General features: G+C 37.0%; 16 protein-coding genes and 1 pseudogene. 8 read left to right on the plus strand and 9 right to left on the minus strand.

Annotated elements, in window-relative coordinates; genetic code table 11:
* Window positions 1-7: 7 nt before the first annotated feature.
* The 3 genes and pseudogenes from H7A25_03935 to H7A25_03945 all read right to left on the minus strand — a co-directional run bounded on the left by H7A25_03935 (window position 8) and on the right by H7A25_03945 (window position 4,766).
* A complete protein-coding gene (locus H7A25_03935; protein ID MCP5499026.1) occupies window positions 8-3,541 on the minus strand; it encodes a hypothetical protein in 3,534 nt (1,177 codons plus the stop codon).
* 469 nt (window positions 3,542-4,010) lie between these two features.
* On the minus strand, window positions 4,011-4,274 hold the full coding sequence (locus tag H7A25_03940) for a hypothetical protein (GenBank protein ID MCP5499027.1): 264 nt from the start codon (window positions 4,272-4,274) through the stop codon (window positions 4,011-4,013).
* A 113-nt stretch (window positions 4,275-4,387) separates the two neighbouring features.
* Window positions 4,388-4,766: pseudogene (locus H7A25_03945) on the minus strand (AAA family ATPase).
* Between the two features lie 90 nt (window positions 4,767-4,856).
* Here H7A25_03945 and H7A25_03950 point away from each other — a divergent pair.
* Together H7A25_03950 and H7A25_03955 are read left to right on the plus strand one after the other, a co-directional pair.
* Window positions 4,857-5,180, plus strand: a complete 324-nt coding sequence (locus tag H7A25_03950; protein MCP5499028.1) for a hypothetical protein — start codon at window positions 4,857-4,859, stop codon at window positions 5,178-5,180.
* A 29-nt stretch (window positions 5,181-5,209) separates the two neighbouring features.
* Window positions 5,210-7,936: a hypothetical protein gene (locus H7A25_03955; protein ID MCP5499029.1), complete on the plus strand. Its 2,727-nt coding sequence runs from the start codon at window positions 5,210-5,212 to the stop codon at window positions 7,934-7,936.
* A gap of 47 nt (window positions 7,937-7,983) precedes the next feature.
* Here H7A25_03955 and H7A25_03960 read toward each other — a convergent pair whose 3' ends face one another.
* Window positions 7,984-9,519, minus strand: a complete 1,536-nt coding sequence (locus H7A25_03960) for an ATP-binding protein (GenBank protein MCP5499030.1) — start codon at window positions 9,517-9,519, stop codon at window positions 7,984-7,986.
* A 472-nt stretch (window positions 9,520-9,991) separates the two neighbouring features.
* On the opposite strand from H7A25_03960, the gene H7A25_03965 reads away from it, so the two are divergent.
* Window positions 9,992-11,305: a transposase gene (locus H7A25_03965; GenBank protein ID MCP5499031.1), complete on the plus strand. Its 1,314-nt coding sequence runs from the start codon at window positions 9,992-9,994 to the stop codon at window positions 11,303-11,305.
* Between the two features lie 1,580 nt (window positions 11,306-12,885).
* Entirely contained in the window at window positions 12,886-14,082 is a 1,197-nt protein-coding gene (locus tag H7A25_03970; protein MCP5499032.1) for a hypothetical protein, read from the plus strand.
* A 727-nt stretch (window positions 14,083-14,809) separates the two neighbouring features.
* Here H7A25_03970 and H7A25_03975 read toward each other — a convergent pair.
* The 4 genes from H7A25_03975 to H7A25_03990 form a co-directional block, all read right to left on the minus strand.
* On the minus strand, window positions 14,810-15,556 hold the full coding sequence (locus H7A25_03975; protein MCP5499033.1) for a response regulator: 747 nt from the start codon (window positions 15,554-15,556) through the stop codon (window positions 14,810-14,812).
* Between the two features lie 85 nt (window positions 15,557-15,641).
* Window positions 15,642-16,655, minus strand: a complete 1,014-nt coding sequence (fliG, locus tag H7A25_03980; protein ID MCP5499034.1) for a flagellar motor switch protein FliG — start codon at window positions 16,653-16,655, stop codon at window positions 15,642-15,644.
* A gap of 127 nt (window positions 16,656-16,782) precedes the next feature.
* On the minus strand, window positions 16,783-17,106 hold the full coding sequence (locus H7A25_03985) for an ATP-dependent Clp protease adaptor ClpS (protein MCP5499035.1): 324 nt from the start codon (window positions 17,104-17,106) through the stop codon (window positions 16,783-16,785).
* A gap of 44 nt (window positions 17,107-17,150) precedes the next feature.
* Window positions 17,151-18,434 carry a 1-acyl-sn-glycerol-3-phosphate acyltransferase gene (locus H7A25_03990; protein ID MCP5499036.1) on the minus strand — a complete coding sequence of 428 codons (1,284 nt, stop codon included), beginning with the start codon at window positions 18,432-18,434 and terminating at the stop codon, window positions 17,151-17,153.
* 160 nt (window positions 18,435-18,594) lie between these two features.
* Here H7A25_03990 and H7A25_03995 point away from each other — a divergent pair, with 160 nt between their 5' ends.
* From H7A25_03995 to H7A25_04010, 4 genes are all read left to right on the plus strand, one after another.
* On the plus strand, window positions 18,595-19,623 hold the full coding sequence (locus H7A25_03995) for a rhomboid family intramembrane serine protease (protein ID MCP5499037.1): 1,029 nt from the start codon (window positions 18,595-18,597) through the stop codon (window positions 19,621-19,623).
* Between the two features lie 285 nt (window positions 19,624-19,908).
* Entirely contained in the window at window positions 19,909-21,237 is a 1,329-nt protein-coding gene (locus tag H7A25_04000) for a pectinacetylesterase (protein MCP5499038.1), read from the plus strand.
* Window positions 21,238-21,239: 2 nt separating this feature from the next.
* A complete protein-coding gene (locus tag H7A25_04005; protein MCP5499039.1) occupies window positions 21,240-21,767 on the plus strand; it encodes a hypothetical protein in 528 nt (175 codons plus the stop codon).
* Entirely contained in the window at window positions 21,764-23,053 is a 1,290-nt protein-coding gene (locus H7A25_04010) for an amino acid permease (protein ID MCP5499040.1), read from the plus strand. The genes H7A25_04005 and H7A25_04010 overlap by 4 nt, the downstream gene beginning before the upstream one ends.
* A 37-nt stretch (window positions 23,054-23,090) precedes the next feature.
* Here the strand turns inward: H7A25_04010 and H7A25_04015 are convergent, their stop codons facing one another.
* A complete protein-coding gene (locus tag H7A25_04015; protein ID MCP5499041.1) occupies window positions 23,091-24,293 on the minus strand; it encodes a motility associated factor glycosyltransferase family protein in 1,203 nt (400 codons plus the stop codon).
* Between the last annotated feature and the right edge of the window lie 58 nt (window positions 24,294-24,351).

Raw genomic sequence — 24,351 nt, forward strand, 5'->3', positions numbered from 1 at the left:
AGCTAAATCATTTCTCACTAAGAATAATATTCAACCTCTGCCAGTAGGTATCGTCATCATTCTTATTTAAACTATCCGCAAAAGGAAATCCTTTCGTATCTAATTTCTTTCCAAATTCATTGATGTCGGCAAATGCCTTGAGCAATACACCCGAAGAGTATAGAAGAGAATCACCGTCTTCTGTTTTTGTCTGTATCATATTAGACTTTAATAACCTTTCTGTATCTGACAATAAATCTACTATTTTGAAGGTTCCGATGGTCATCTGGGTTTCAAGAAAGGATATATAACTTCCCGGCTCACCAAGGCTTCCCATCATAGCAAAGATATTTCGTCCGTAGGGGGCAATCTGGCGGATGAGAGGGGAAAGCTGTTTTGTAAGGATGTCGGTTAACTGGTAGGGTCTTGTTCCATCTGTATTTACAAATAATGTGGCAGCTACGTTTAGAAGGTGTTTGATTTCCTCCGAACTCGGAGGAATTTCCGAAATCATATCAATAGCAAAGTCAGCACTTTTAATCAGGGAGTAGGGGGAGCTCGTTCCGAAATAATCTCGTACAAATTGTACCGAATCATTAACTCCATTCCAGCTTGCATCAGTTGTGTCTGTAGAGCGAGAATCCGGGTAAGCCGCGAGTTCCACGGCTTTTTCATTGATATAGGTTTGCAGGTTATACTGCTCAACAGTCGGAGAGTCCGAGCTTACTTTAATTTCTTTTACAATGGTCTGGATACCGGAGATAATGAGATCCCGGCCTTCCTTTTTATCACTCGCACCCAACTTGGCAAAGGCATTGATGAGTTTGGTCAGTAAATCAGTTTTAGATAGGAGGTTTAAAAGTCCATCCTGGTATTTACGCTCGTTCTCGGATAGAAGGCTGATAACAGGTCTCAGGGTGTCATTGGGATAATAATCAGAAATCAGGGCATTCGGTGTACGGATTCCGTAACTCGTGGAGCTCATTTTAATCCGCACGCTCGGAATTGTCGGAGGTGCAGGATTAGCAACCGGTAAAGACAGGTTGCCGGATGATACCGGATCCGGAGTAGAAAAGATATTCGGTCTGGCTAAAACCTTACTCAAACCCACAAGCAGAGTAAAGGGATTTTTACTATTCGCCACATCCACCTGGTCGTCTAAAACTTTTGCAAGGCCTGCAATCAGGGGCAGGAGTTTATTACGTTTTTCCCAGTAGTTCGCCGTATCCGCCGGTTTCACTACATCCGAAGTTAAAAAACTCAAACGCTCCAGCACATCAAAATTCTGAGAAAGAACGGGGGGAATCATACCGAAAACCAGAGAGGGACTCGGTACTAAGAGGTTAAAAACAAGGCTTGGAAGAACAAGAGATGTTGTGAGACTACTTGATATTCCGGAAGAACCATAGCCCCAGCCTTCGATTAAAAGCACCGAGTCTCCCGGTACACTGGAGAAGGTCGCCAGATCGGTATTGAGTGCATTGTATTGTTTTAAGCGGAGGGTTTTAGCTGTGCTTGTATCTGAATTCCAGACCCCATTATAGTCTCCGCAATCGGTAAGGGAATTATTCGGACCACAATTGGGTTTTAGGCCCATCATACCTTTTAAACCGTTGCCTATAGCTATAATAAAAAGTCCCTCTTCAAATGGAACTGTGCTGGATAATTTGGCACGGGTTGGAATGATCACTACAAACCGTTTTTCATACAGAAGCCACTGGAAGTTTTTGTAAAGGGCTTCTTCATCCGAATCTACCGCTCTTTCGGAATCGGTTTTTGTAATCTCCTGAATGGTATAGGTCCAACTGGAACTTGTAGGAGGAGTCGGAAAAGTCGTACAGGCACCGGTCGGATGAGCAATTGTTGTTCCGTCGCTTTCTCTACCTCCGAGTCCGACCCAGCGGTATCTATCGGCCAGGGCAACGCTTGCGTCTTTTTCCAGACAAATTTTATAATCCCCGGTTTTCCAGGTACTCTTGTATTTCAGGGTTTCTCCATTCAGGGCAACATTGTCTCCGTTCGCATTTTTCTTGTTCTTATTATAATAGGGGCCGTAACCTTCAAACAAAACCCGCTTGACCCAGTTCATCACCCAGGGAGTAGTTTTGGCATAGACAGGATCCGTGGCGGCTTCGGTGATGGGTTTCGTGGAACCAATGGACTCTGTCTCTAAAAGGCGAAGTACGCGGGTGTTAATATTCACTTCTGTTCCGGCTGTAGTCGAAAGTTCTATATTATTTTTGAAGACATTGCGACTCTCTGCATTAAGTTTTAGAATATTCTTAAAATTAAACGTATCGGCACTACGAAGGACGGATTGCAAAGACCAGAGGGTATCGCCTACTGTCATTTCTCCGCCGGTGGCTCCGGTAATGTAGTTATTACAGGTTGCACTGTTATTACAATTATCTGTTGTATCCCAGACGTATCCGAAAGAATCCACAATTGAAAGCATGAAAAATAGGGTTTCGAGAGCTGAAGTTTTCAGACTACCATTATTGGAGTAGGAGCGGTCTTTTCCCTTAATATCGAGACGAATCAGGTCTTTAAGAGAATCTTCTACACCTGTAAGGGTAGAAGTAAAACTCATGAGAGCGAGAGTTTTAGCCAATTCATCGGTGAGAATCACCGAATTTTTCATCACGGAAGTATCGGGAATGATAAGTTTTCGTACTTCTTTAAAGAGATCTACCAGCAGGGTTTCAAATTCACTGGAATGGCTGGCATTGCTGTACTCTGAGGTATAATTTGCTCCTCCAATTGTATTATAATCTTCTAAATTGATAATGAGTTCTTTAAAAACGGTTTCGGGAGACTTGGAATCAGAAAAACCGGCTTTCTTCTGGGTTACTTCTCCGAGATCTCCCATCATGGAAATCAAGTCCGATTTAATCGACTTATCTGTGATGATAGTTGAATGCACCAATCCGTTCAGAAGAGTTTCCAGACCGGAACGCACATTTTTGTTGGTACTGAGACCTTTATGTGCTATATCTTCCGCTTTTATAAGCAGGTCTTTCGTGTTCTTGGATTCCAGTTCGGTAGCAAAATCATTAAATTGTTTTTGAATCGTCGCCGAACTTTTCGTGTTATATTCATTGATTAAGTGAGCGGCAGAAATCGGAAGAAGCCCGCGTATGACCGGTTTGGAATAGTTCCGCAGACGCTCCATCATGGGGCTCAGGGCATTGTAAGAAACCGGGTCTACGGTTCTGGCCCTTTCCAAAAGACTGGCCGTATGAGTCAGGGTGTTCTGTAATTCGCTTCGGGCCGAAAGCAGGGTAAATTGTAGGGCCCTGAGAGAACCGCTTATGTCTTTCGGGTGAATTTTTCGCAGAGCCTTATCCAACTCGGTGTTAAAGCCATTGACATCGACACTGCTTAATCCTTTTTTTAGAACAGGAAAGGGGTCGAGTAGGTTAAAAAACTGTAGGGGTTTGGAGTAATCAAACCCATCTGAAAAAAGGAAGGGGTTGGTTATCTCTTTTTTAGCTTTATCGCTGCAATAGCTCAGGATAAAAATTAGTAACAGAAGTTTGAATATTCGTTTTAGCATCTTCATTTTCCATGACCTTTACTTGTACCTTATTTTACAAGTCTTTCCAAAATAATCAAGAAAAAAAACTGACATGGCTGTCTGTTTTTAAAATTTTATACTTTCTTTTGCTTCTATCTACTGTTCTTCTTAGAACATGACGGCAAAACTTTTTAAAGGTGTCAACAATTCCGTAAATAGCCTACTTACTTGTTTACATGTAAAGAATCCCTCTTGATTTTTTAAGCGGATACTCAATGATTTAAAATTGGCTTGCAAAACTTTAAATAGTCAGGGAAAATTTTTCTAAAATTGTAAACTCAAGTTTAAGTCTTGATGAAGTTTTTAACTATGCTGTTTTAGAACTTTTTACAAAAATGGATACCGATATTTATCTTCTTCAATTGGTAGACGAGAAACATAACCCATTAATATCCCGCTGTATTTCCGGTGCACTTATAAAAATATATCTTTAATCTCTGTGGATTTCTAAATATCATGAGTAATACCTTATTGTAATTTTAAACTCTTTATTAATCGGTATCTCTATTTCCAGACTTGCTTCCTCGGCTACTTGTGAAAAGTTTTTTGATTCAGTTTTGATTCTTCCTTCTTTCCATAACTCTTTGGATGGTAAGTATTTTGACTTCCAGGTTCGTAGTGTAGATACTGGAAGAGAATTTTTCCGACAGTAGTCAGACATACTCAACCCGCTTCGCTGCCAGTTTGATAGATGTTCTAATCTTTTTTCATGTTCCATTATGCTTTTACTTTCGCATAATTCTTTTATTATTTCAAGGTGGGTATATTTTAACGCTTACTATTCATTGATGAGAATTACGACTTTTTCCTTGTAGTTTTCTATACTACTTTTCAATTAATTCTTTCAAACAAAATAGATGAGGATAACTCTTTTTTGCAGCTTATATTAAGATTTCTTTGGTTATAGCGAAGTATGCCCTGGATGATTTCTTCGACCTGTTTTGGGGTCTGCATAATGCCACCACTGAAGCTAATTTTGATAACCGGATGTTTCTTTTGGCAGTCCCAGTTTTTCTTCAGATTAAGTCCCTTAAAAAGCTTCTTTCAGTGTATCAATAAATACGCTCTTACCAAATCGTCTCGGGCGGGAGAGAAAGTAATATTTCTCGGCATCGACAAGCTGTCGAACAAAACTACTTTTATCCACGTAATAGAGATTGTCTTCTATCATTTCGGAAAATGTCTGCACACCGAGTGGAAGCTTTTTAATAATATAAAGGTACTTAGCGAAAAAGATTTCTGTCAATGATTTAAAATTAGCTTGCAAATTTTAAATAGTCAGGGAAAATTTTTCTAAAATATGAAGATTCATTTTGTATTTTTATTTCTCCTATTATCATTTACTATTCATTGTAAAAATAAAGATTCCAGCCCTTCTAAGGCAGAAAACGGTGTAATTGACCTCCGCAACTGGAATGGAGAACCCATAAAAGTGGATGGAGAATGGGAATTTTATCCAATGGAATTTATTCCCCTCGTAGGGAATGGTCGTGACCATTCCGGTCGTGACCCATGGGGGCAAAGGGATATGGAACCTATCGATTACGGGTGTTATTACCTGAATCCCCCGGACTATTGGGAGTCAAAATATCTAACATCGGCACTGCATACGAGTTTTGGGTAAACGGGAAAAGACACGTCTCAGGTGGAAATGTGTCCGAAAAGGAAGAATCAACTATTCCCGGTTTTAATCCCAAACTGGTTCTCCTGGATAAAGAAAATATTCTAAGGAAGAATCAAACAAGAACAATAGAGCTTATATTTAAAGTTTCTAATCATCATAATGGATATGGAGGTGGAATCTGGCATCCGATTCAAGTAGGAGATTACCATACTCTGTCTAATCGGATTCAAAGGACTGCCATTATTGACTTTTTCCTATTAGGCTCCATTCTAATTATGGGTCTATACCATTTTGGACTTTATTTTTTACGAAAAAAAGATCCCTCCACTCTCTGGTTTGGTATTTATTGTATCCTGATTTCTATTCGCATACTTTTAACCGGAGAAAAGTATTTAGAGAGGTTGGTTCCAAATAGTTATAAGCCATTAACTTTTTTAGAATATATAAGTTTAGTATTACTAGTTCCGGTCTTTGTAAACTTCATATACTATATCTTTCCTGAAGAATATACAAATCGAGTGAGAAAGGGATTTGTATGGGTGGGATACCTATTTACCCTTCCGATTCTTTTATTATCTTCCTTTTATTATACTAAAACTACTACAAGTATTCAGGTCTATATACTTATCACATCTTTTTTTACCATTTATGGTTTAGTAAAAGCTACTCTTAACAGAAGGCAGGGAGCGAAAACCTTTTTGGGTGGTTTTTTATTTTTCTTTGTGATTATTATTCATGATATCTTGCATGCACAACTTATCATAGAATCAATTCCATTATTTGCTCCTGGTTTATTCGGGTTTATTTTTTCTCAAGCAGCGGTTCTTTCCATGCGGTTTTCCAGTGCATTTAATATTTCAGAAAACTTAAGTAACGACTTAGAAAAATTAAACAGTTCCCTGGAACAAAAAGTAGCAGAGAGGACTTTACAATTAGAAATTCAAAGCAGAGAGATCGAAGACAATTATAATGTACAAAAAGTTTTAAATTCCATTTTAGAAATTTCCCTCCAAAACATTTCTTTAAATGAACAGATGGATAAAATCTTAAAAATAATTCTCTCCTTAGAATGGATAGCAGCTGATAAGGGAAGTATTTTTTTAAAAGACAAGAATTCGGAACATCTAATCATGATCTCTAATTTTGGTTTGCATGAACATTTACTTTCCGCTTGTGCATATCTACCTCTCGGGTTTTGCTTCTGCGGAAAAGCTGCTTCCGAAAAAAGAATAATTTATAGAAATCAACTCGATGAAGACCATAATGTTACTTACCCGGAGATCGAACCCCACGGGCATTATTGTATTCCGATTCTCTATCATCATAATTTATTAGGAGTTTTGAATCTATACGTTAATGAGGGACATATTCGGATTCAAAAAGAAGAAAAGGTTTTAAGTTCTATTGTCAATGTGATGGCAGGTATTATTCAACAAAAGTGGGCTGAAGAAGAATTAAAGGATGCACAATTGATTGCAGAAAAAGCAAAAGAGAAAGCTTTAATTGCACAAAAAGAAACAACGTTTTTAAATGAATTTGCCAAAACAATTAACTCCAGTCATATATTAGAAGAAACCTTTACTATGGCGGTTACAGAATTGTTTAAAAAAATCGGTGCGGATTTATTTATATTGCAGTTAGTCAATCCCGATAAAAATGAATTTTTTGTCCGCTGTAGTGCAGGATATCTTACGCAGGAACAAAATCTATTTCTGACAATGACAATTTATCCTATCAAACCGGAAGCCGGCACTCCCTACCTTACTTTTTCCCAAAAAAGGACTACGTATTTAAGACATGCCGGGTTACTAATGAAAAATAGTTCTTCTCGATTTGATACATTCTTTATCGAGAAATTAAAACTAACCACTATCTTTCAGATTCCTTTAATCGTTCAAGAGGATGTGAAAGGAATTATGCATATAAATAAATTTGGTGGATTAAATAAACTATCCAAAGATGAGATTCATTTTTGTGAGTCTCTTTGTGAGCAATTAGCTATTGCTGTGAATAATTCCCATCTTTATGAATTGACTGAAAAGGAACGTCAAAAATCAGAAAACTTGTTATTAAATATCCTTCCAGAAGATGTAGCCAAAGAATTAAAGGAAAAAGGTTCTTACGAACCAGTATTATTTGAATCCGTCAGCGTTATGTTTACCGACTTCAAAGGTTTTACCCAGATTGCAGAAAAGCTTACACCCCAGGAACTGGTGAAAGACTTAGACACCTGTTTTGTGCAGTTTGATAAAATCAGCGAAAAATATAATTTAGAAAAGCTGAAGACAATAGGTGACAGCTATATGTGTGCCGGAGGAATTCCTCGTAAGAATAAAACCCATGCTATAGATTGCATATTGGCTGCTCTTGAAATTCAGGATTTTATGAATATGATGAAAAGCTTAAAAGAAGAAATGGGTTTTCCCTACTGGGAACTTCGGCTTGGCATCCACTCAGGTCCGTTAGTTGCCGGTGTTATAGGTGAGAGGAAATTTGCTTATGATGTCTGGGGCGATACGGTGAATACCGCAAGTCGTATGGAATCAAGCGGCACACCGGGTAAAATCAATATCAGTGGTGCCACATACGGACTGGTGAAGGTTTTTTTTGATTGTGAATACAGGGGAGATGTGGCAGCCAAGAACAAAGGTATGGTACAGATGTACTACGTGGACGGCCTAAAACCCGAATTTTCGAAGGATAAAGAAGGCAGGGTTCCCAACGGCAGGTTCTGGGAAATGTATGGGATTCCGTAGCCGCGTATTGCAATACGCGGCTACGGCAATACGCGGCTACGGCTTTATCACCGAATCCCGAACTCTTTCTCTTCATCATAGCGCACAAGAAAAACTTTGATTGCCACCCCCTCAATGTTCTCCACGCCTTCTTTGGCTCGTTCGGGATAGAGAATGTTATTCGGAACAAAGACCAGATAAACACCTTCGTTTAAGCCGAGTGACTTGCAGTAGTAAGCCAACTGTTTCTTCCCATCCTGAAACTGCTTATCATAGCGATAAACTTTTACTTCAATCAAATATTCTTTGCCGTAGAGATGGATAAGTATATCTGTATTTCCTAAGGAAGCCTGGGCTTCACGGTAGCTTTTGGCGTTTATCATCTGTAAGAAAGATTGAATATAGGTTTCAAAGCTATACACCATCACCGCTTCGGGGATAGACTTGTATTCTCCGCTTACCTCGTCTTTTTCCCGAAAGGGACGAAAGCTCCTGCGGGCAATGTATTCTTTGTAATTCTCAATTAACTTATCGAGATGAAATTCTTTCTTTTCATCCAATACAATGTCGTATAATGGAATATTACCCGCAATGCGATCTGCTTCTCCGTTGGAATAGGGAAAGAACTCATCAAACAATCTTTTTTTATATAATGGAACCCAGAACTCAACATTTCCGTTGATGTCTTTTTTAATTAAACCAGCTGCGTATAATTCTTTTATTGCCTTCCGACCGATAGCAAATGGAATCGTTCTTTCGATAAACAACAGTTCTTCCACGAATTTTCTATGCTTACTGGCTTTGTTTATAATATTAGCTACATTTTTATCAATGGCTTCGGTGAGATACCAGTCCTCTACTTTTAGATAATCGCTTAGTGTTATTTCTTTCTTGTCGGAACAACGTTCTACAAGCTGACGGGCAAAGCCATTCACAAGTCCGGGCTGGTTGGCGGTAATTTCACTTATCTTTCTCTTAACGTCATCTGCAAAGACCTGCCCGGTTTCGTTTTCGTGTTGTTCTAAAAGTTCTACAGTTTCTTCATCGGTAAAATAAGGCACATCGAGTTCATCGGCTATGTTGAAAGGACTGGCATTGTCCTGAATGATTCCGGTGATATTGGTCACTCCCACAAGGATGACGGATTTTAAAGAATGGTTGGTGCGGGAATGATAGACATTACGGATTGTATGTAAAAATTGATTGAGAAAGTCGGAATTCAAGCCCTCAATTTCGTCACAGATAAAGACAAACTTCTTATCTTTCTTGAGTAAGATTTTATTTGTGAAGTCTACAAAAGATGTAATCCCAAGATTCTCCTGCCAGAACTCTACAAAATGAATATTTAAAAATTCAAAAAACTCATCTTGACGGGAACCTCTAAAGTTCTCCAGATTGACATAACAAACTCTATACCCTTCTTTTTCCAGTTCATCGGCAAGTAAACGAAAATAAGTGCTTTTGCCGGTCTGTCTCGGTGCCCATATAGTAAAATATCGGCTCTTATAAACAAGGTCTTTTCCTTTTGCAATTAAGTCGGGGCGCATCAATGTATAATGCTCCCAGGGATGGTTCGGACCGGATGTATTAAAATAGCGATTCATGGCTTTCGGTTTTAGAATAAATAGGGAAAGGAATCTGTAAATCAGAAATTTTGTTTGTTTTTATCAGCAGGAAGAACAACTTTTATTTTTTGAAGTTAAGATAAAATTCTTCTCGAATAAAAATTCAGGATCACTTTTGATAAATTACGTTTTATCTATATAATATAGATTGCTTTCGATCATTTCAGAAAACATCTGCACACCGAGAGAGAGCTTCTTCATAATATATGAGATTCTTAGCGTAAAAGATTTTTGTCAATTATTCAAAAAGAAACTTGTTATTTTATAATTATTCCAAATTATATATAAAAATATGAAAGAAGTTCTTCTTTTAATCCCAAAACCAGCAATTCCCGCTTTGCTTGTAACAGGCAGATAAGGCTAAGATTTTTGGGTTTACAGGGAAAGCTTTCGTAAACTTTTTCATCAAAAATCGCTTGTACCTGTGCAGGGATATAGTCTTTTTGACTATATGCCAGCCAAAAACGAGTTACACGCACGGGTAGATTTATCAGCAGATGGACTTTATCAAACAATTCGGGAAGAATTTTCTAAAATCCCGGACCACAGAGTCAATCCTTCGATTTCCCTAACAGATGCTTTGATGTCAGCCTTTGCTATCTTTTCTCAAAAGAACGCATCGCTTCTTGAGTTTGAAAGAGAAAAAGTGAAGAATAAAAATCTTCAAAGTATATACAAGATTCAAGAGATACCCTCTGACACTCAAATGAGAGAAATTGTTGATGAAGTTTCAACAGGAGCTTTCAGGAAAATATATAAAAACCTTTTTTCAAAACTTCAGCGTGGCAAGGTTCTCGAATCTTATCGTGTCCTTGATGATTATTATATTCTTTCCGGAGACGGAACCGGATTCTTCTCCTCAGAGAAAATTCATTGTAAATCCTGTCTTGTAAAGAATAAGAAAAGTGGAACTCTCTACCAGCATATGATGTATGGTGCCTGTATTGTGCATCCGGATAAGAAAGAAGTTATCCCTCTTATGTTTGAACCTATTACAAACGAAGATGGGAAAACAAAAAATGACTGTGAGTTAAACGCCTCTAAACGATTTATTGAAGATTTTAGAAGAGAGCATCCTCATTTAAAAACAATATTTGTAGAGGATTCTCTGTTTTCAAATGCTCCCCACATTGAATTACTGAAAGAGAAGAATCTATCCTTTATCATAGGTGCAAAAGAAAAAAATCACAAACACCTTTACAATCAACTTGATAAGCTACAGGAATTAAAAAAGACAGAGCAATTCTGTATAGAGAAAGATAGATTTTCTCATTACTTTTCTTTTACAAACCAAATTTCTTTAAATGAGACTTCAGAACTCAAAGTCAATGTTCTTGAGTATAAGCAGGTTGATAAAAAAGAGCATATGATTGCTTTTAGCTGGGTTACAGATATTGAAATTACAAAAGAAAATGCTTATGAATTGATGCGAATCGCGAGAGCACGATGGAAGATAGAAAATGAAACCTTCAATACTCTGAAAAATCAGGGTTATCACTTTGAACACAATTATGGACATGGCAGTAAGAATTTGTCTAATAACTTTGCAACTCTTATGATACTTGCTTTTCTTGTAGATCAGATCCAACAATCAAGCTGTGCATTATTTCGAAAAGCACTTGGAACTTTTCATGCAAAAAGATTGTTCTGGCAAAAGATAAGAAACTTGTTTGAAATATTTGAATTTTCATCTATGGAGCAACTATTCCAGGCTATTGCTTATGGATTTAAAGCAAATATTTCTATAGGAGAAAATTCATCATAGCGAGATTTTTAAAAACAGTGAAAAATTTTCTGAAGGAGCTATTCATTCATTTTTCCTTGTACTAATTTTACTATGATTTTAGCTCAATTTTTACTATACATAAGTATTTTGGGTTCTTTTCCTCGAAGGAAATCCGGAAGTTATGGATTAAAAAACAGGCTTAAAGAAGCCTTGTACTCTAAAGCGGGAATTGCTGCGTTGGTATCATTCACAGTTCGAATCTTCTACAGTTGGTGCAGGAAGAAAAGGAAAAAGCTTTATCAGCCATTGAAGAAACTCAATTAGTAAATGAAAAAATCGAAAAGATCAACCAGTTTACCAAAATTGCAAATTCCACTGCCGATCTCCAGGAAATACTGGATATTTTTATAAAATATTTTGAAAAACAATTTGAGTTAGATGGAAGCGTGATACTATTAAAAGATATGAAAAAAAATGAACTTTTTTCTGCCGCACAGAATTCTTATACAGCATCATCAGTCACAAAAGCTTATAGTAAACAAATAAAAGTTCCTTTAAATGAAAATGGAGGAATAATCTTTAAAACTTTTCAGAGACAAAAATCGACTTATGTAAATTCAAAATATTTTAAAGACCTTTTTGCACGAGATTACCCGGGAGTAGAATTTGATAGGGAATTGATAAAAAAATTAGAATTGAACTCATTCTTATTAGTCCCCCTGATTGTACAGAATAATACAATTGGAATTGCGATGTTTACATCGTATATAAAAAAATATCTTGATTTGAACAAAAAAAATATTAAGGAAATCACAAATTTATGTGAGCATATTTCGGGTACCATCCAAATTCAATTTCTAAAATCACTCTCAGAAGAAACAAAGAAACTAGCTGAAATTGAAAAAGAAAAAGCACTGTTAGCACATCTTGAAACAGAAAAATTAAATGAATTTACGAAACTCATTAATTCGAGTAATAATATCAATCTAATCTTCGAAAATATTTTTCAGTATTTACATCAGGCTTTTGAACTTACCAATACCTGGATACTTTTAATTGATAAGAAAAAAAATGAAATCTACTCCAGTGAAAATATGAGCCAATTTGAGTTTTCCAATGTTGACCAAAAATACTTTATAAACTTCCGAAAACCTTTAAATGAAAATTTAGGAACTCTTTTCATAACTTATCAAACGAGAGAACCACTGTTTTTGTCGGATATATCAATCATTCTCGATTCCAAACAGAGAAGGATGAGAAATGATTATAACAATAAAACTTTTACTGTAAATAGACTCGATCTTCAACTGGTTCTCAAAGCTAAAGCAAGATCAGTTTATCATATACCTCTCATTTTACAGGATGAGGTAATCGGTATATTATTAGCTTCTTCTGTTAAACCCATAAAAGATAAGGACCCGGAAATGGTAAATAAATTGATGAGATTTTCTGACCAGATTGCAGGTGTAATTTATAATGCAGAGCTTTTGAAGGAAACAGAAAAGGCAAGAAAAGAAACAGAAATCCAAAAAGAAAAAGCCATTCAATCTCAAAATGAAACCCAGAAACAAAAAGAAGAAATAGAAGCTTTGAATAGTTTTATTAAAAAGATTAATTCTATGTCTTCATTGGATCCGATTCTCGATGAAATCTTTGAATTTATCGTTCAAACTTTTTCTATAGACTTTGGTTTTATTCAGTTACTTGAAAAGGATTCTTTCATAACGAAAAAAATCGGAAATTATTCAAATATCCTGACTGAAGATCAGGTAGACTTTGTTAAAAATTTGAAAGTCCCTCTAAATAAAGAGGGTGGTGTTCCTTATAGGACGTATAGCAAGAAGAAAACTTTTTTTTGGAAAGTAAAAAAGAAAGGAGGTTTTCCATCAGAATTTGATAAAACTCTTATTGAATACATACAATTAAAATCATTTTTAATTGTACCATTAATAATACAAAATGAAGCTATTGGTCTTGCTTATTTTACATCTCACCATTCTGATGTTCAATTAACAAGAGAAAATATTCGAAAAATTGAAGGTTTTTGTAACCAGATTGTTGGTGCCATCTATAATGCAAAACTTTTAGAACAAACCGAAACTGAAAGACAAAAATCCGAAAAACTTCTTCTCAATATTTTGCCGGAAGAAGTAGCCGAGGAACTAAAAGAGAAAGGTTATTCAGAACCTGTTTTATTTGAATCTGTTTCTGTCATGTTTACCGACTTCAAAGGTTTTACCCAGATTGCAGAAAAACTTACACCACAGGAGTTAGTAAAGGATTTGGATGCCTGTTTTGTGCAGTTTGATAAGATAAGCGAAAGATACAATCTGGAAAAACTCAAGACAATAGGCGATAGCTACATGTGTGCTGGCGGCATACCGAAACAAAATAAGACACATGCTATAGACTGCGTGCTTGCAGCTCTGGAAATTCAGAACTTCATGAATATGATGAAAAAATTGAAAGAAGAAAAAGGTTTCTCTTACTGGGAACTTCGGCTCGGCATCCACTCCGGGCCACTGGTAGCCGGTGTAATTGGCGAAAAGAAATTTGCTTATGATGTCTGGGGCGATACCGTGAACACAGCCAGCCGCATGGAGTCAAGCAGCACTCCGGGAAAAATCAATATCAGTGGCGCGACCTATAACCTGATAAATCATCTTTTCAACTGCGAATATCGCGGAGAGGTTGCGGCCAAGAACAAAGGCATGGTACAGATGTACTACGTGAATGGCTTAAAGCCGGAATATTCCAAAGAAGGCGATGGCAAAACGCCCAATGGTAAGTTCTGGGAAATGTATGGGATTCCGTAGCCGCGTATTGCAATATGCGGTTACGGGCAATATGCGGTTACTCGATGTCAATTTTTCCCATTCATAATTCGTAATATTCTTTTCATCTCTGGAGAATTCCACGCCGACAAGGTAGATTTCCTTGTTTTCGGGAGATAGGTGTTTTTTCTATACCAGTCGTGAGGGATTGAGGCAAAGAAGGAGTAAAACAAATCCTTTAACTTTGATAAATTAGGAATGGTTAATGTATTGTATAATTCGATGAGATTTTTATTGGTCTTATGACTTTCGGATAAATAAGATAGGATTACTTCTGTCAGGCTCATTTTTACTTCGAGATTAGGATAGGAGAGAGAGTAAAAAATCTTAGCACCAACAGTAAATTTTTCTTTAATAGTTAAGTAACCCGTCTGAAAGAGAATCGTCTCTAAACGAATTTGATTAACATCAAAAGCTCCGAGTTCCTGTTCGGATAAATCTATATGTTCAATCTGAATGGGATTTTACTGATTTTCCTCGATTAATTTTATCAAAAAAGAAGGACTTCCCGTTTCAAACCAGTAGTTTTTGTATTCACCTTTATCTAAAAATAGTAATATATCATAAGGGTTATATACTTTATATAAAGGTACTTAGCGAAAAAGGTTTCTGTCAATGATTTAAAATTGACTTGTAAAACTTTAAATATTTGAAAATTATATGTATTCTTCTTAAAACAGAACCGGAGCTCTTAACACTTTCCGGCTTTTTAAATATTACTTTTTAAAAATGTTTCATATTCATCTGTGGTCATGAAAAGATTCACCCTTTCATCCAGGTTGGTTTGAGTTAGAATAAGTCCTATGTGTTTTCCGGCGACTACAGAAATTTTTTTTTCTCCAAAGGTTGAGACAAGGAGTTCAAGAATACTCAGCTCCCGCGTTTCCAGGTTAGGTATATCACGCAAGTCCAGACAGATTTTATCCTGCATGATGCTATTTAGAAATTCTGCATTAAAAACTGTGCGTATTTCCGGAAAAACATATTTTAAAAGTCCCGATTTAAAAGCAATGCTGGTTCTGTCGTTTGTGGGTTGTTCCACAAGAATGTGGGTTCTTCTTTCTAAAATTGATTTGGCTTCCTTTTCTTTAGAAAGCTTCAGGTTTTCGGCTATTAGTTTCAGGAGAGTTTTTTTCTCCGGGGGTTTTAAAAAAAAATCATTCAGACCGAAACGTTTTATTTTATTTATAAACATTTCATTCTTATTGGAAAACATTCCAAGAATTGGAATATCGCTGGAAATGGCTTCTTTTTTCAGGTTAACGATACATTCTATAGATTCTCGCCTTTCCATGCTGAGACCCAGAAGAATAATATCCGGGGAACCCGAACGGCTGTAGTAGATTCCTTTTTCGTAGTCATCTGTTGCAACAATTCGGAACCGAAGTCCCCTGAGCATACTTTCCAATTCAATAAGCGAACGATGCTCTCCATCTATAGCCAGTATTAGTTCCATTGTTTATATCTAAGAAAAAAATCGTCTGATATAATACAATAGAACAGTAGATATACAAGAAAAATTTTATTATTGAAAGGAAAACTTAAACAATAAGTTCGTCTTCTCCGGATCTGGCCACCACGATTTCTCCGGCTTCTTCCAGTTTCCGAATAATGTTTACAATTTTCTGCTGGGCATCTTCCACATCTTTTAAGCGTACAGGACCCATGAAGTCCATATCTTCCCGTAAAAGCTGGGCGGCACGTTTGGACATGTTCTTGAAGATCTTATCCTGTACCTCGCTATCCACCGATTTCAGGGCTTTGGCAAGTTCCTGGTTGTCGACTTCGCGCATTACTTTTTGGATAGCACGGTCATCTAAGAGGACAATGTCTTCGAACACGAACATCCGTTTCTTGATTTCTTCGGCCAATTCCGGGTCTTCTTCTTCGAGGGCTTCAATAATGGTTTTCTCAGTTCCCCGGTCAACGTTGTTCAGAATTTCCACTACCGAATCGATACCACCCGCTGTAGTATAGTCTTCCGAAGCAAGGGTAGAAAGTTTTCGTTCCAGAACTCTTTCTACTTCTCGAAGCACATCCGGACTCACCCTGTCCATGGTTGCAACCCGTTTTGCCACGTCTGCCTGGATCGTATGCTGCAAAGAAGAGAGAATCTGAGCGGCTTTATTAGGATCCAGATAGGATAAAATGAGGGCGATAGTCTGAGGGTGTTCACCCTGTATAAAGTTTAATAACTGGGCCGGATCTGTTCTTCTCACAAAGTCGAAAGGTCGGACCTGCAAAGAAGAGGTTAAGCGGTTGATAATATCAATCGCTTTCTGGTTTCCGAGGGCTTTTTCCAGAAGAGAGCGGGCAAAATCAATACCACCATTGGTAATGAAGCCCTGTGCCATCATGAGTTCGTTGAATTCAATCAGGACTTTTTCTTTGTCTTCCGGAGTAATTTTATCTAATCGCGCAATTTCAAAGGTTATCTGCTCGATTTCATCTTCCCTGAGATGCTTGAAGACTTCTGTTGAGACTTCACTACCTACTGCTATCAAAAATACAGCAGCTTTTTGCCGCCCGGTGAGTGTGGTTTTTTTACTTAGCATAGAGACCCGTTTCTGTTTGATTATATCGGTTAAATTATCCGGGAATATTATAAAGAAGACTAAAAAAAGTATTCCGGGCTAAAAAGCTTATCCCCTTAAAAAATTGCTTTTTGGCATGGAAGATGGTTCAAGTTTGTTCGAGGGTAGCTGTCATCGAACCCTTAGAATCTATCATCCTTGGATCCGGACCGTAATTGATGATTAGATCATGAACATGCTCGGCGTGTTCAAACTCTCCGCTAAAAACGATTGTTTTTTTTTCTGTATCGACCTGTAAAGCGTGCTTAAAAGCTTTTTCAACGGTCATTTGACAAACATCGACAAGCATAGTTATAACATAATCATAGGTATGAAAATCGTCATCCCAGAGGACTACATTCCAGGGTCCTCCGGTGTTGCGGCTTTTCACCTGTTCTTGAACTTCGATTTCTGCTATTGAAGCTGAACCCATACCCATAATCAGTGATTTATAGAAATTCAAGTAAGAAATGAACCTTACTCAATCATGTCATCCCCTACATCGTACGGAGCGATGATAGGTCGGGTCAGCTGCATCATTTCATCTAAAAGGGACTGTATATCTACTCTCAACCTTTCGAGCATAGTTTCCATGGCCTGCTTTCTATTTTCTTTGTACTGTGGATAGTATTCAGATAATTTAAAGTGATTGGCAAATTTTATATAGGCCTTTCTGGGGAGATGAGAAGCTTCTCCACCTATCGCTCTTGGTGTTTTGCCAAAAACATAGGATTCGTAGCGAGCTAACCATTCATAAAACCTTTCAGGTGAAGGATAAGAAATGAGGTAATCTCTTTTTATTACAATCATATCAAAGGCTTTAATGGCTTCTCTCTTGGCCCATTCTAATTCCTGGGAATTGATTTTAGGTAACTTGGGATCCGGATAATTAATAGAAATCATTTCAATTAGAGCGAAAATTTGTCTGAGTTTGTGGATAGCATCCTCATCCTTTTTATAGTTTTTCATATTAAGTCTGTCTGCAATATTATCCAGAATTGCGTGTCGAACCCTTCCGATTCGGTAATTAAAATCATGCTGCCTCGGAGCGAGAATTTTATATTCGTGTTCTGCGTCCTCCAGAAGATAACGCCCTACTGTAAGAAAACGACGCAGTATATTTTTATCCCAGTGCTTTATGGAGTATTTTCGTTCTATTCTGGAAATGGATTCATCCAGGTCCCTCAGAATTTCTTTTTCGGTAGCGTCTACCACGTATTTAATAAAAGCCGGCAGAATGTTGATATCTGCACCTTTCTCTATTTTCCGGGCATCTTCTAAGGCCCAGAAACTAAGTTGGGCCAGGCCGGATTGAAAGGGCATAAGGTTATCATTCTCTCCGCTGGTAGGTTCTCCTTCCGGGAAAAGAACCAGTTTTCCGCCTTTATCTGCCAGGGCCTGACGGGAGGCTTTCATGGAATCCCTGTCTGCGATACCTGCAATAACTGAAAAGGCACCAATATTTGAAATTACCTGACCGACAAGGCCGAAACCCCAGTCGAAAACCTGGCGAGAAGCCATATATTTAAATCTGGAACCCATAATATTCGAAAGCTGAAACACGATAGGTGGTTCGGCTGTCGTCGGGTGATTGGTGAAAAGTAAAACCCTTTCATCTTTATGGTTTCTGAGTAGTTTTTTATCTTCTTCGCTGATAACGATTTCGTTGATGTTGTGCATGGATTTCAGCAGGGTTGGAAAAAGTAATTCAGCGGTCCAGTTTAGTAATAGGTTCTGATTTGCAGGTATAAATGGTTTCATATTTTATTCCGTAATATTTACTCAATTTTGAGTAAAAACGCATCAGGTCAAATAGTTTTTCCATCTCGATTTTGATTTATAAATTTTGATTGGAAAAAAGATAGTTTTTCTTGATTTGAGAGCTTGACGAATAAGCCCCCTCTTTTATTATACGAACAACATGGGCGAATCAGAATTCGAATACAGGCCCTCCCCTACAACCGGAAAATCCATTTTCAAACCAATCCAATGGATCCTTGCTATCAATATCCTGGTTTATTTCATCCAGATTTATACAAAGGAATCCGAGCTGGGTTTGAGTTATTTTGAAAGTTTTTTTGCTCTGAGGCCCAGGCTCTTTTTTTCCGGAATGTACTGGCAGGTTTTTTCTTATGGCTTCCTGCATGCCAGTGGTGGGCTTTTTTCCTTTTTTCATATCTTTATGAATATGTATGCTTTTTATATTCTGGGTATGCAAATCGAACCCCATATAGGACGCTTAAAGCTCTTCAGTCTCTACTTCCTGGCCCAGTTGGGAGGAGGACTCTTTATCATTCTTCATTCGGGTTTTGTGAACTATTTAGCTTCTTTATCTATTTTCGAGGAAGGAATGATTCAGAACGGATACTACCTTCAGGATGGAAGTTTTATAAACATCGACCTGATTCCTACTGTAGGAGCCAGCGGGGCTGTATTTGGATTACTGGCTGTATTTGGATTTTTATATCCGCAGAAAGAAGTGTTTCTATTTTTTATTGGCATGAGAGCTAAATATGCAGTGTTTGCGGCTATTGCTATCGGCGTTATTTTAGAAAAATTTTTTGATGTAAGGTTAAGCAATGCCGGACACCTCGGCGGAGCGCTTGTAGGAATTGTTTTTTTTAAATTATTTGTTCGTAAAGAAGCCAGTTTTCTTACCAGGGAAGACCTTGATGAACTTTTAAAAGTAGCTATCGAAGAAAATATAAACTCCGGTCTTGAAGAAGATGGAATCGATAAGCAGATTCGTTATAATATGGTAATTGATAAACAGGTAAATGAACTTTCCTCTCGGGAGGAAAAAGAGAAATTTCTTGAAGTTTTACAGGTGGAAGATGCCAATATTTGTCCCCCTCCAACTTTTAGTGCAAAGGATGAATTTTGTATGAAGTGCGAGTGGTTTGCAAATTGTAAAATGAGAGAAATTAGGAATTTAACTGATAAAAAATAGTGAAGCCCGGTTAATCTCATCAGCTATCTACTTCTTAGCTGAATACCGGGCTTCTTTATCTTTTAGATATATGCCTGATTTTATTCGGCATCTCTCTTTTTGAAGAGTTTCAAAAACCATAAACTTGTTTTAGATTTATGCTCCCTATACCCTTCTCCTTTTCTTCTGTACATTAGACTCCCTGAGTTCGAGAGAGTTCCGATTTTTTTTAAAAAAATAGAATAAAGCTTCCAATTTTTTTCTTTTTTTTTTAGTTTTGTATATGAGTTTTTTCGGAGGAACTATATGAAAACAATCTCCCTGCTGATATTTAGTTTTTTTTTCTTTTTTAGCTGTGTGAATAAACAGGAAGAGAAAAAAAAAGAACAGAAAGAGAATTTGAAAACGGCTGCTGCAATTATCATTCATGATATTTATAGTACACCCTACAGTAAAGTTATTCCGGTTTCCGGAACCATGAGTTTTTCACCTACTACGGGAAGCAAGGGAAGTAAAACCTTTTCTTATAATCCCTCCTGCTCCGGTGTACCCGGGAATGAACAGTTTTATTTCTTTGAAAAAAAAGTAGAAGGCAGTAAAAACTTGTTAATCAACTTTATGGGAGGAGGAGCCTGTTGGGACGCAAAAAACTGTTTCGGAACCAATACGGTGACTTATTTTAATCAGCTATCCAGATTAAATGAAGTAGTGATTAAATATTTTGCTTTTGGGGTATTTAATGATTCGCAGGCAGATAATCCTCTTCGCTCCTATAACAAAATTTTTATTCCTTATTGTACGGGCGATATACACTGGGGCTCAAATGATACGGAATATACCCATCCGAGTACCGGAGAAAAAATTACCTTAAAACACAGGGGCTTCGATAACTTCTTAGCTACCCTGGATTATATTATTAAAAATTATCCTTCTTCTAATATTGAAAAAATTGTAGTGATGGGTCAGAGTGCCGGAGGATACGGAGCTATATTTAATTATCCTTATATTCGAGAAAAATATAGTAACTCAAAGTTTTACCTTCTTTCCGATGCTTCTAATGGTGTAACATCAGCTTCTTTTAACAAAAGTTACCTGGATAAATGGAATGCACTCAAGAATATTCCTGATTGGATTAGCGGTATAAATTCAACAACATTTACCAGTATCAGTATGGGAACTGTTTTTAAGAGTATTGCCGAAAACTATTCTTCTGACAGAATTTCTCAGTATACAACGATGTTTGATGGAAATCAGCGATATTTTTATAATGTAATGCTAACGATTGATAGTGGTAAAGCCTATGAGGATACAAAAGCCATGTGGGGTTCGTCAGAGGGTATAAATGTTCCTGATTCCATTTCCTGTGATTGGAAGAGTAAAATGTTGAGTAATATTAACACGGCAAATGCGGCTATTTCCGACAATTATCGATATTATATTGCTCCCGGAGACGTACATACGATTACAACAGATGACACCATGTTTACGGTGAGTTCAGGTACTAATAACTCGGTTAAATTTACAGACTGGTTGAACGCAATGCTTACCGATAGTTCGGATTGGGTAAATACAAAGTGCAGTTCTTGCAATCCTCCCGCCAGTACGGAAAATAAACTTTCTGCTCTTTGTCCCTGATTATGGAAAAAGTAATTTTTTTAGATATAGACGGGGTTTTGCAACCTTTATGGTTCCAAAATCGATTTCAGCACGATCTCGAAGCCTTAAAAAAAACTTTTATAGAAGAGAGAGGAGTTGAGTTTTCCATAGTAGATAAATACGACCTGGGAGCGGTGAATTTTGACTGGTATGAAGAGTCTGTATCCTACCTGAAAAAGTTATGTGAAATCTGCGGAGCTGATATTGTTCTTTCTTCTATGTGGAGAGAAGGAAGAACTTTGAAAGAAATGCAACTTCTCTTTTCTTTACATAATTTGGATGTTTACTTAAAAGACTTTACAGAATACCTGGATGGCAAACGAGATTTGGAAATTCAAACTTATTTAGGGAAACATCCTGAGATTAAGTATTTTGTAATATTTGATGATGTTCTCTCTTATGGTTTAGGAGAAGCTTTTCCTGAAAATTTCATTCATTGTAAAGGTTTCTTGAATGAGGAAAATTTTAAAAAAGCCGGGAAAATCCTTTCCTGCGAAGGGAAACTTTGAAAGCAAAATTTGGATTATTCACGGCTATCAGTATAGTCATTGCTAATATGGTTGGTACGGGGGTATTTACTACCCTTGGTTTTCAGGCAAATGATCTGGGAGACAGTTTTCCGATTCTTGCTCTATGGTTTATAGGAGGCTTCATTGCTCTTTGTGGAGCCTTAAGTTACGGGGAACTGGGGGCAGCTTTTCCCCGTTCGGGTGGAGAGTATAATTATCTCGGTTCTATTTATCACCCGTCTCTGGGTTTTCTTGCCGGCTGGGTTTCAGCAACAGTAGGCTTTTCTGCCCCTATTGCTCTTGCTGCTATTGCCTTTGAAAGGTATTCTTTAAGTTCTTTTCCTTTCCTCAAAGGTGTACCACTTGCTATTTTAGCCCTTGTTCTAATCTCTTTAGTTCATGCCTTTCATAAGAATATAGGTAAAAACTTTCAAAACATTTTTTTTGTTATCAAACTGTTACTAATTCTTCTTTTAATTATCCTCGGTTTAAATATAGAACCAACTTCTTCCTCTATAAAAGATAGTACATTTAATTATTCTAAAATTTTCAGCTCCTCTTTTGCTGTATCTCTTATTTATGTATCCTACGCCTATTCCGGATGGAATGCTTCTACCTATCTTGCAGGAGAAATACGGGAGCCGGAAAAAAATGTTTTATTTTCTGTTTTGATAGGCACAGGACTTGTTATGCTTTTATATTTCTTATTGAATTACGCTTTTCTTTACCAGCTTTCAATTCCAGAAGTAAAAGGAAAAATAGAAATAGGTTTTTTATTTTCAGAGAAGTTATTCGGGGAGAAGGGAGGAAGGATTATGAGCATGATTATTTCTTTGCTTTTAATCTCTTCAATGAGTTCTCTTATTATGGTAGGCTCAAGAATTTTGAAAGTTATGGGGGAAGATTATCCTTCCTTTCGCTTATTAAGTAAAGAAAATGCGAGCGGTGCTCCTTATATTGCGATCCTACTTCAAGCTGTAATCGTCACCTTTTTGATTTTGAGTTCGAGTTTTGAAAAAGTATTGGCTTTTACTTCCTTTACCCTAACGGCTATCACGGTTCTTGCTGTTGCTGGAATATTCGTATTGAGGAAAAAAAATGTAGAATACCATTATCATTATAGAACCAAATTCTTTCCCATTACTCCTCTTATTTTTATAGGGATGAATCTCTGGATGATGTTATATCTACTGATATATAAAACAGGTGAATCACTTGCCGGGCTTTTGCTTCTTCTCAGCGGTTTAGTTGTTTACTATTTTGTCAGAAATAAAAAAGATAAATAATAAAAACCGGGAACTTATAATGCTGTTTGCATTATTTTTACTTGGGAGAAAGTCCGATTTTATGCAGTTTTTCCTTAAATTTATGAGGTTCTATTTGTAATTCCTTGCAGACACCATTTAAAATATCAGTATTATCTAAGATTCTTATAATAGAGCCTGTGTCTTTTAGCGTGTGAGTTAAAAATTCCATCTTTTCGTATTTCTCTTTTACAAATTGGCTTTGAAAATCTGAAAATAGATATGTTTTCAGATTCGTTTCATTCTTTAATATTTCAGAATAGGCTAATTTATCCTTATCGCTTTTTTCTTTCCTGTAACTATTTAGTGAATAGGAATATAGGCTATGATAACGATCTAATCCCGGAAGCCGAAATTTCTCATAACCCGTTCCGCGACAATGACTTTTTCCTTTATAAGAAGCAAAGCTTACACCTGCATAGATGAGTTTAGATGCTTCAAACTGAACACAGAGAGATTTTGCAAGACCGGCTACATTCATAGAAGGATTTGGAAGAATAGGTATATTTAAATAAGCTGCGATTAACTGGTCGAGAGGATAGGACGAACAATAATAATAAATCGATCCGCAAAGTTTTTGAATTTGATAGTTTCCTCCGGGCCAGCTTAGTATCGGAGTATCACCCCGGTAAGAGTGAAAATGATAAAACGTTCCCCTTCCGGAATCCACAGAAAGTATCAGGTCGGGGCTAAGACCTTCAGATTGCAAAAAGCCCAGTGCTGTGTCGGAAGAAAATAAGTAGAATGAATCTCGGAATTTTTTTATAGTATCTAATTCTTCTTCGAGGATTGGAGATGCACCGACAAACACTATAGTTTTATATTTCAGGTTAAGCTTATAAATAAATTTAGCCTGTGCATTTTTTAAAAAAATAAGAGAGTTTCGTAACCAGGTATTAGAAAAATGAGATATAGTTTTATCGGATGTTTTTGTGAAATTTACAGACTTTATAAATTCGGATAGTATTTCGGAATGATTGCGCTTGTAGTAGGCTTGTGAAAAAATTAAAAAATTCTCAGAAATTTTATCACCTACTTTTATAAATGTTAGGCCGAGGGAAAATTTTAAAGCCAGCTTCTCGATTTCCAACTTTCTTCTTTGAACTTCTTTTATTTCAAAGATTTCCGGAAGAGGCTCGAAGCAATAAAGCTTTCTTTTCTGTAATTTTTTACTCAGAAGCAGGGATTCAATGGGATAGGCAAGACCGAATCCAAAAAACAAGATAGAATAATCATTTTTGTCCAGATCGGGAAAAAAAGAAAGAGCCAGTCGTTCTGCC

It is taken from the genome of Leptospiraceae bacterium, from assembly GCA_024233835.1.
GTDB lineage: Bacteria > Spirochaetota > Leptospiria > Leptospirales > Leptospiraceae > JACKPC01.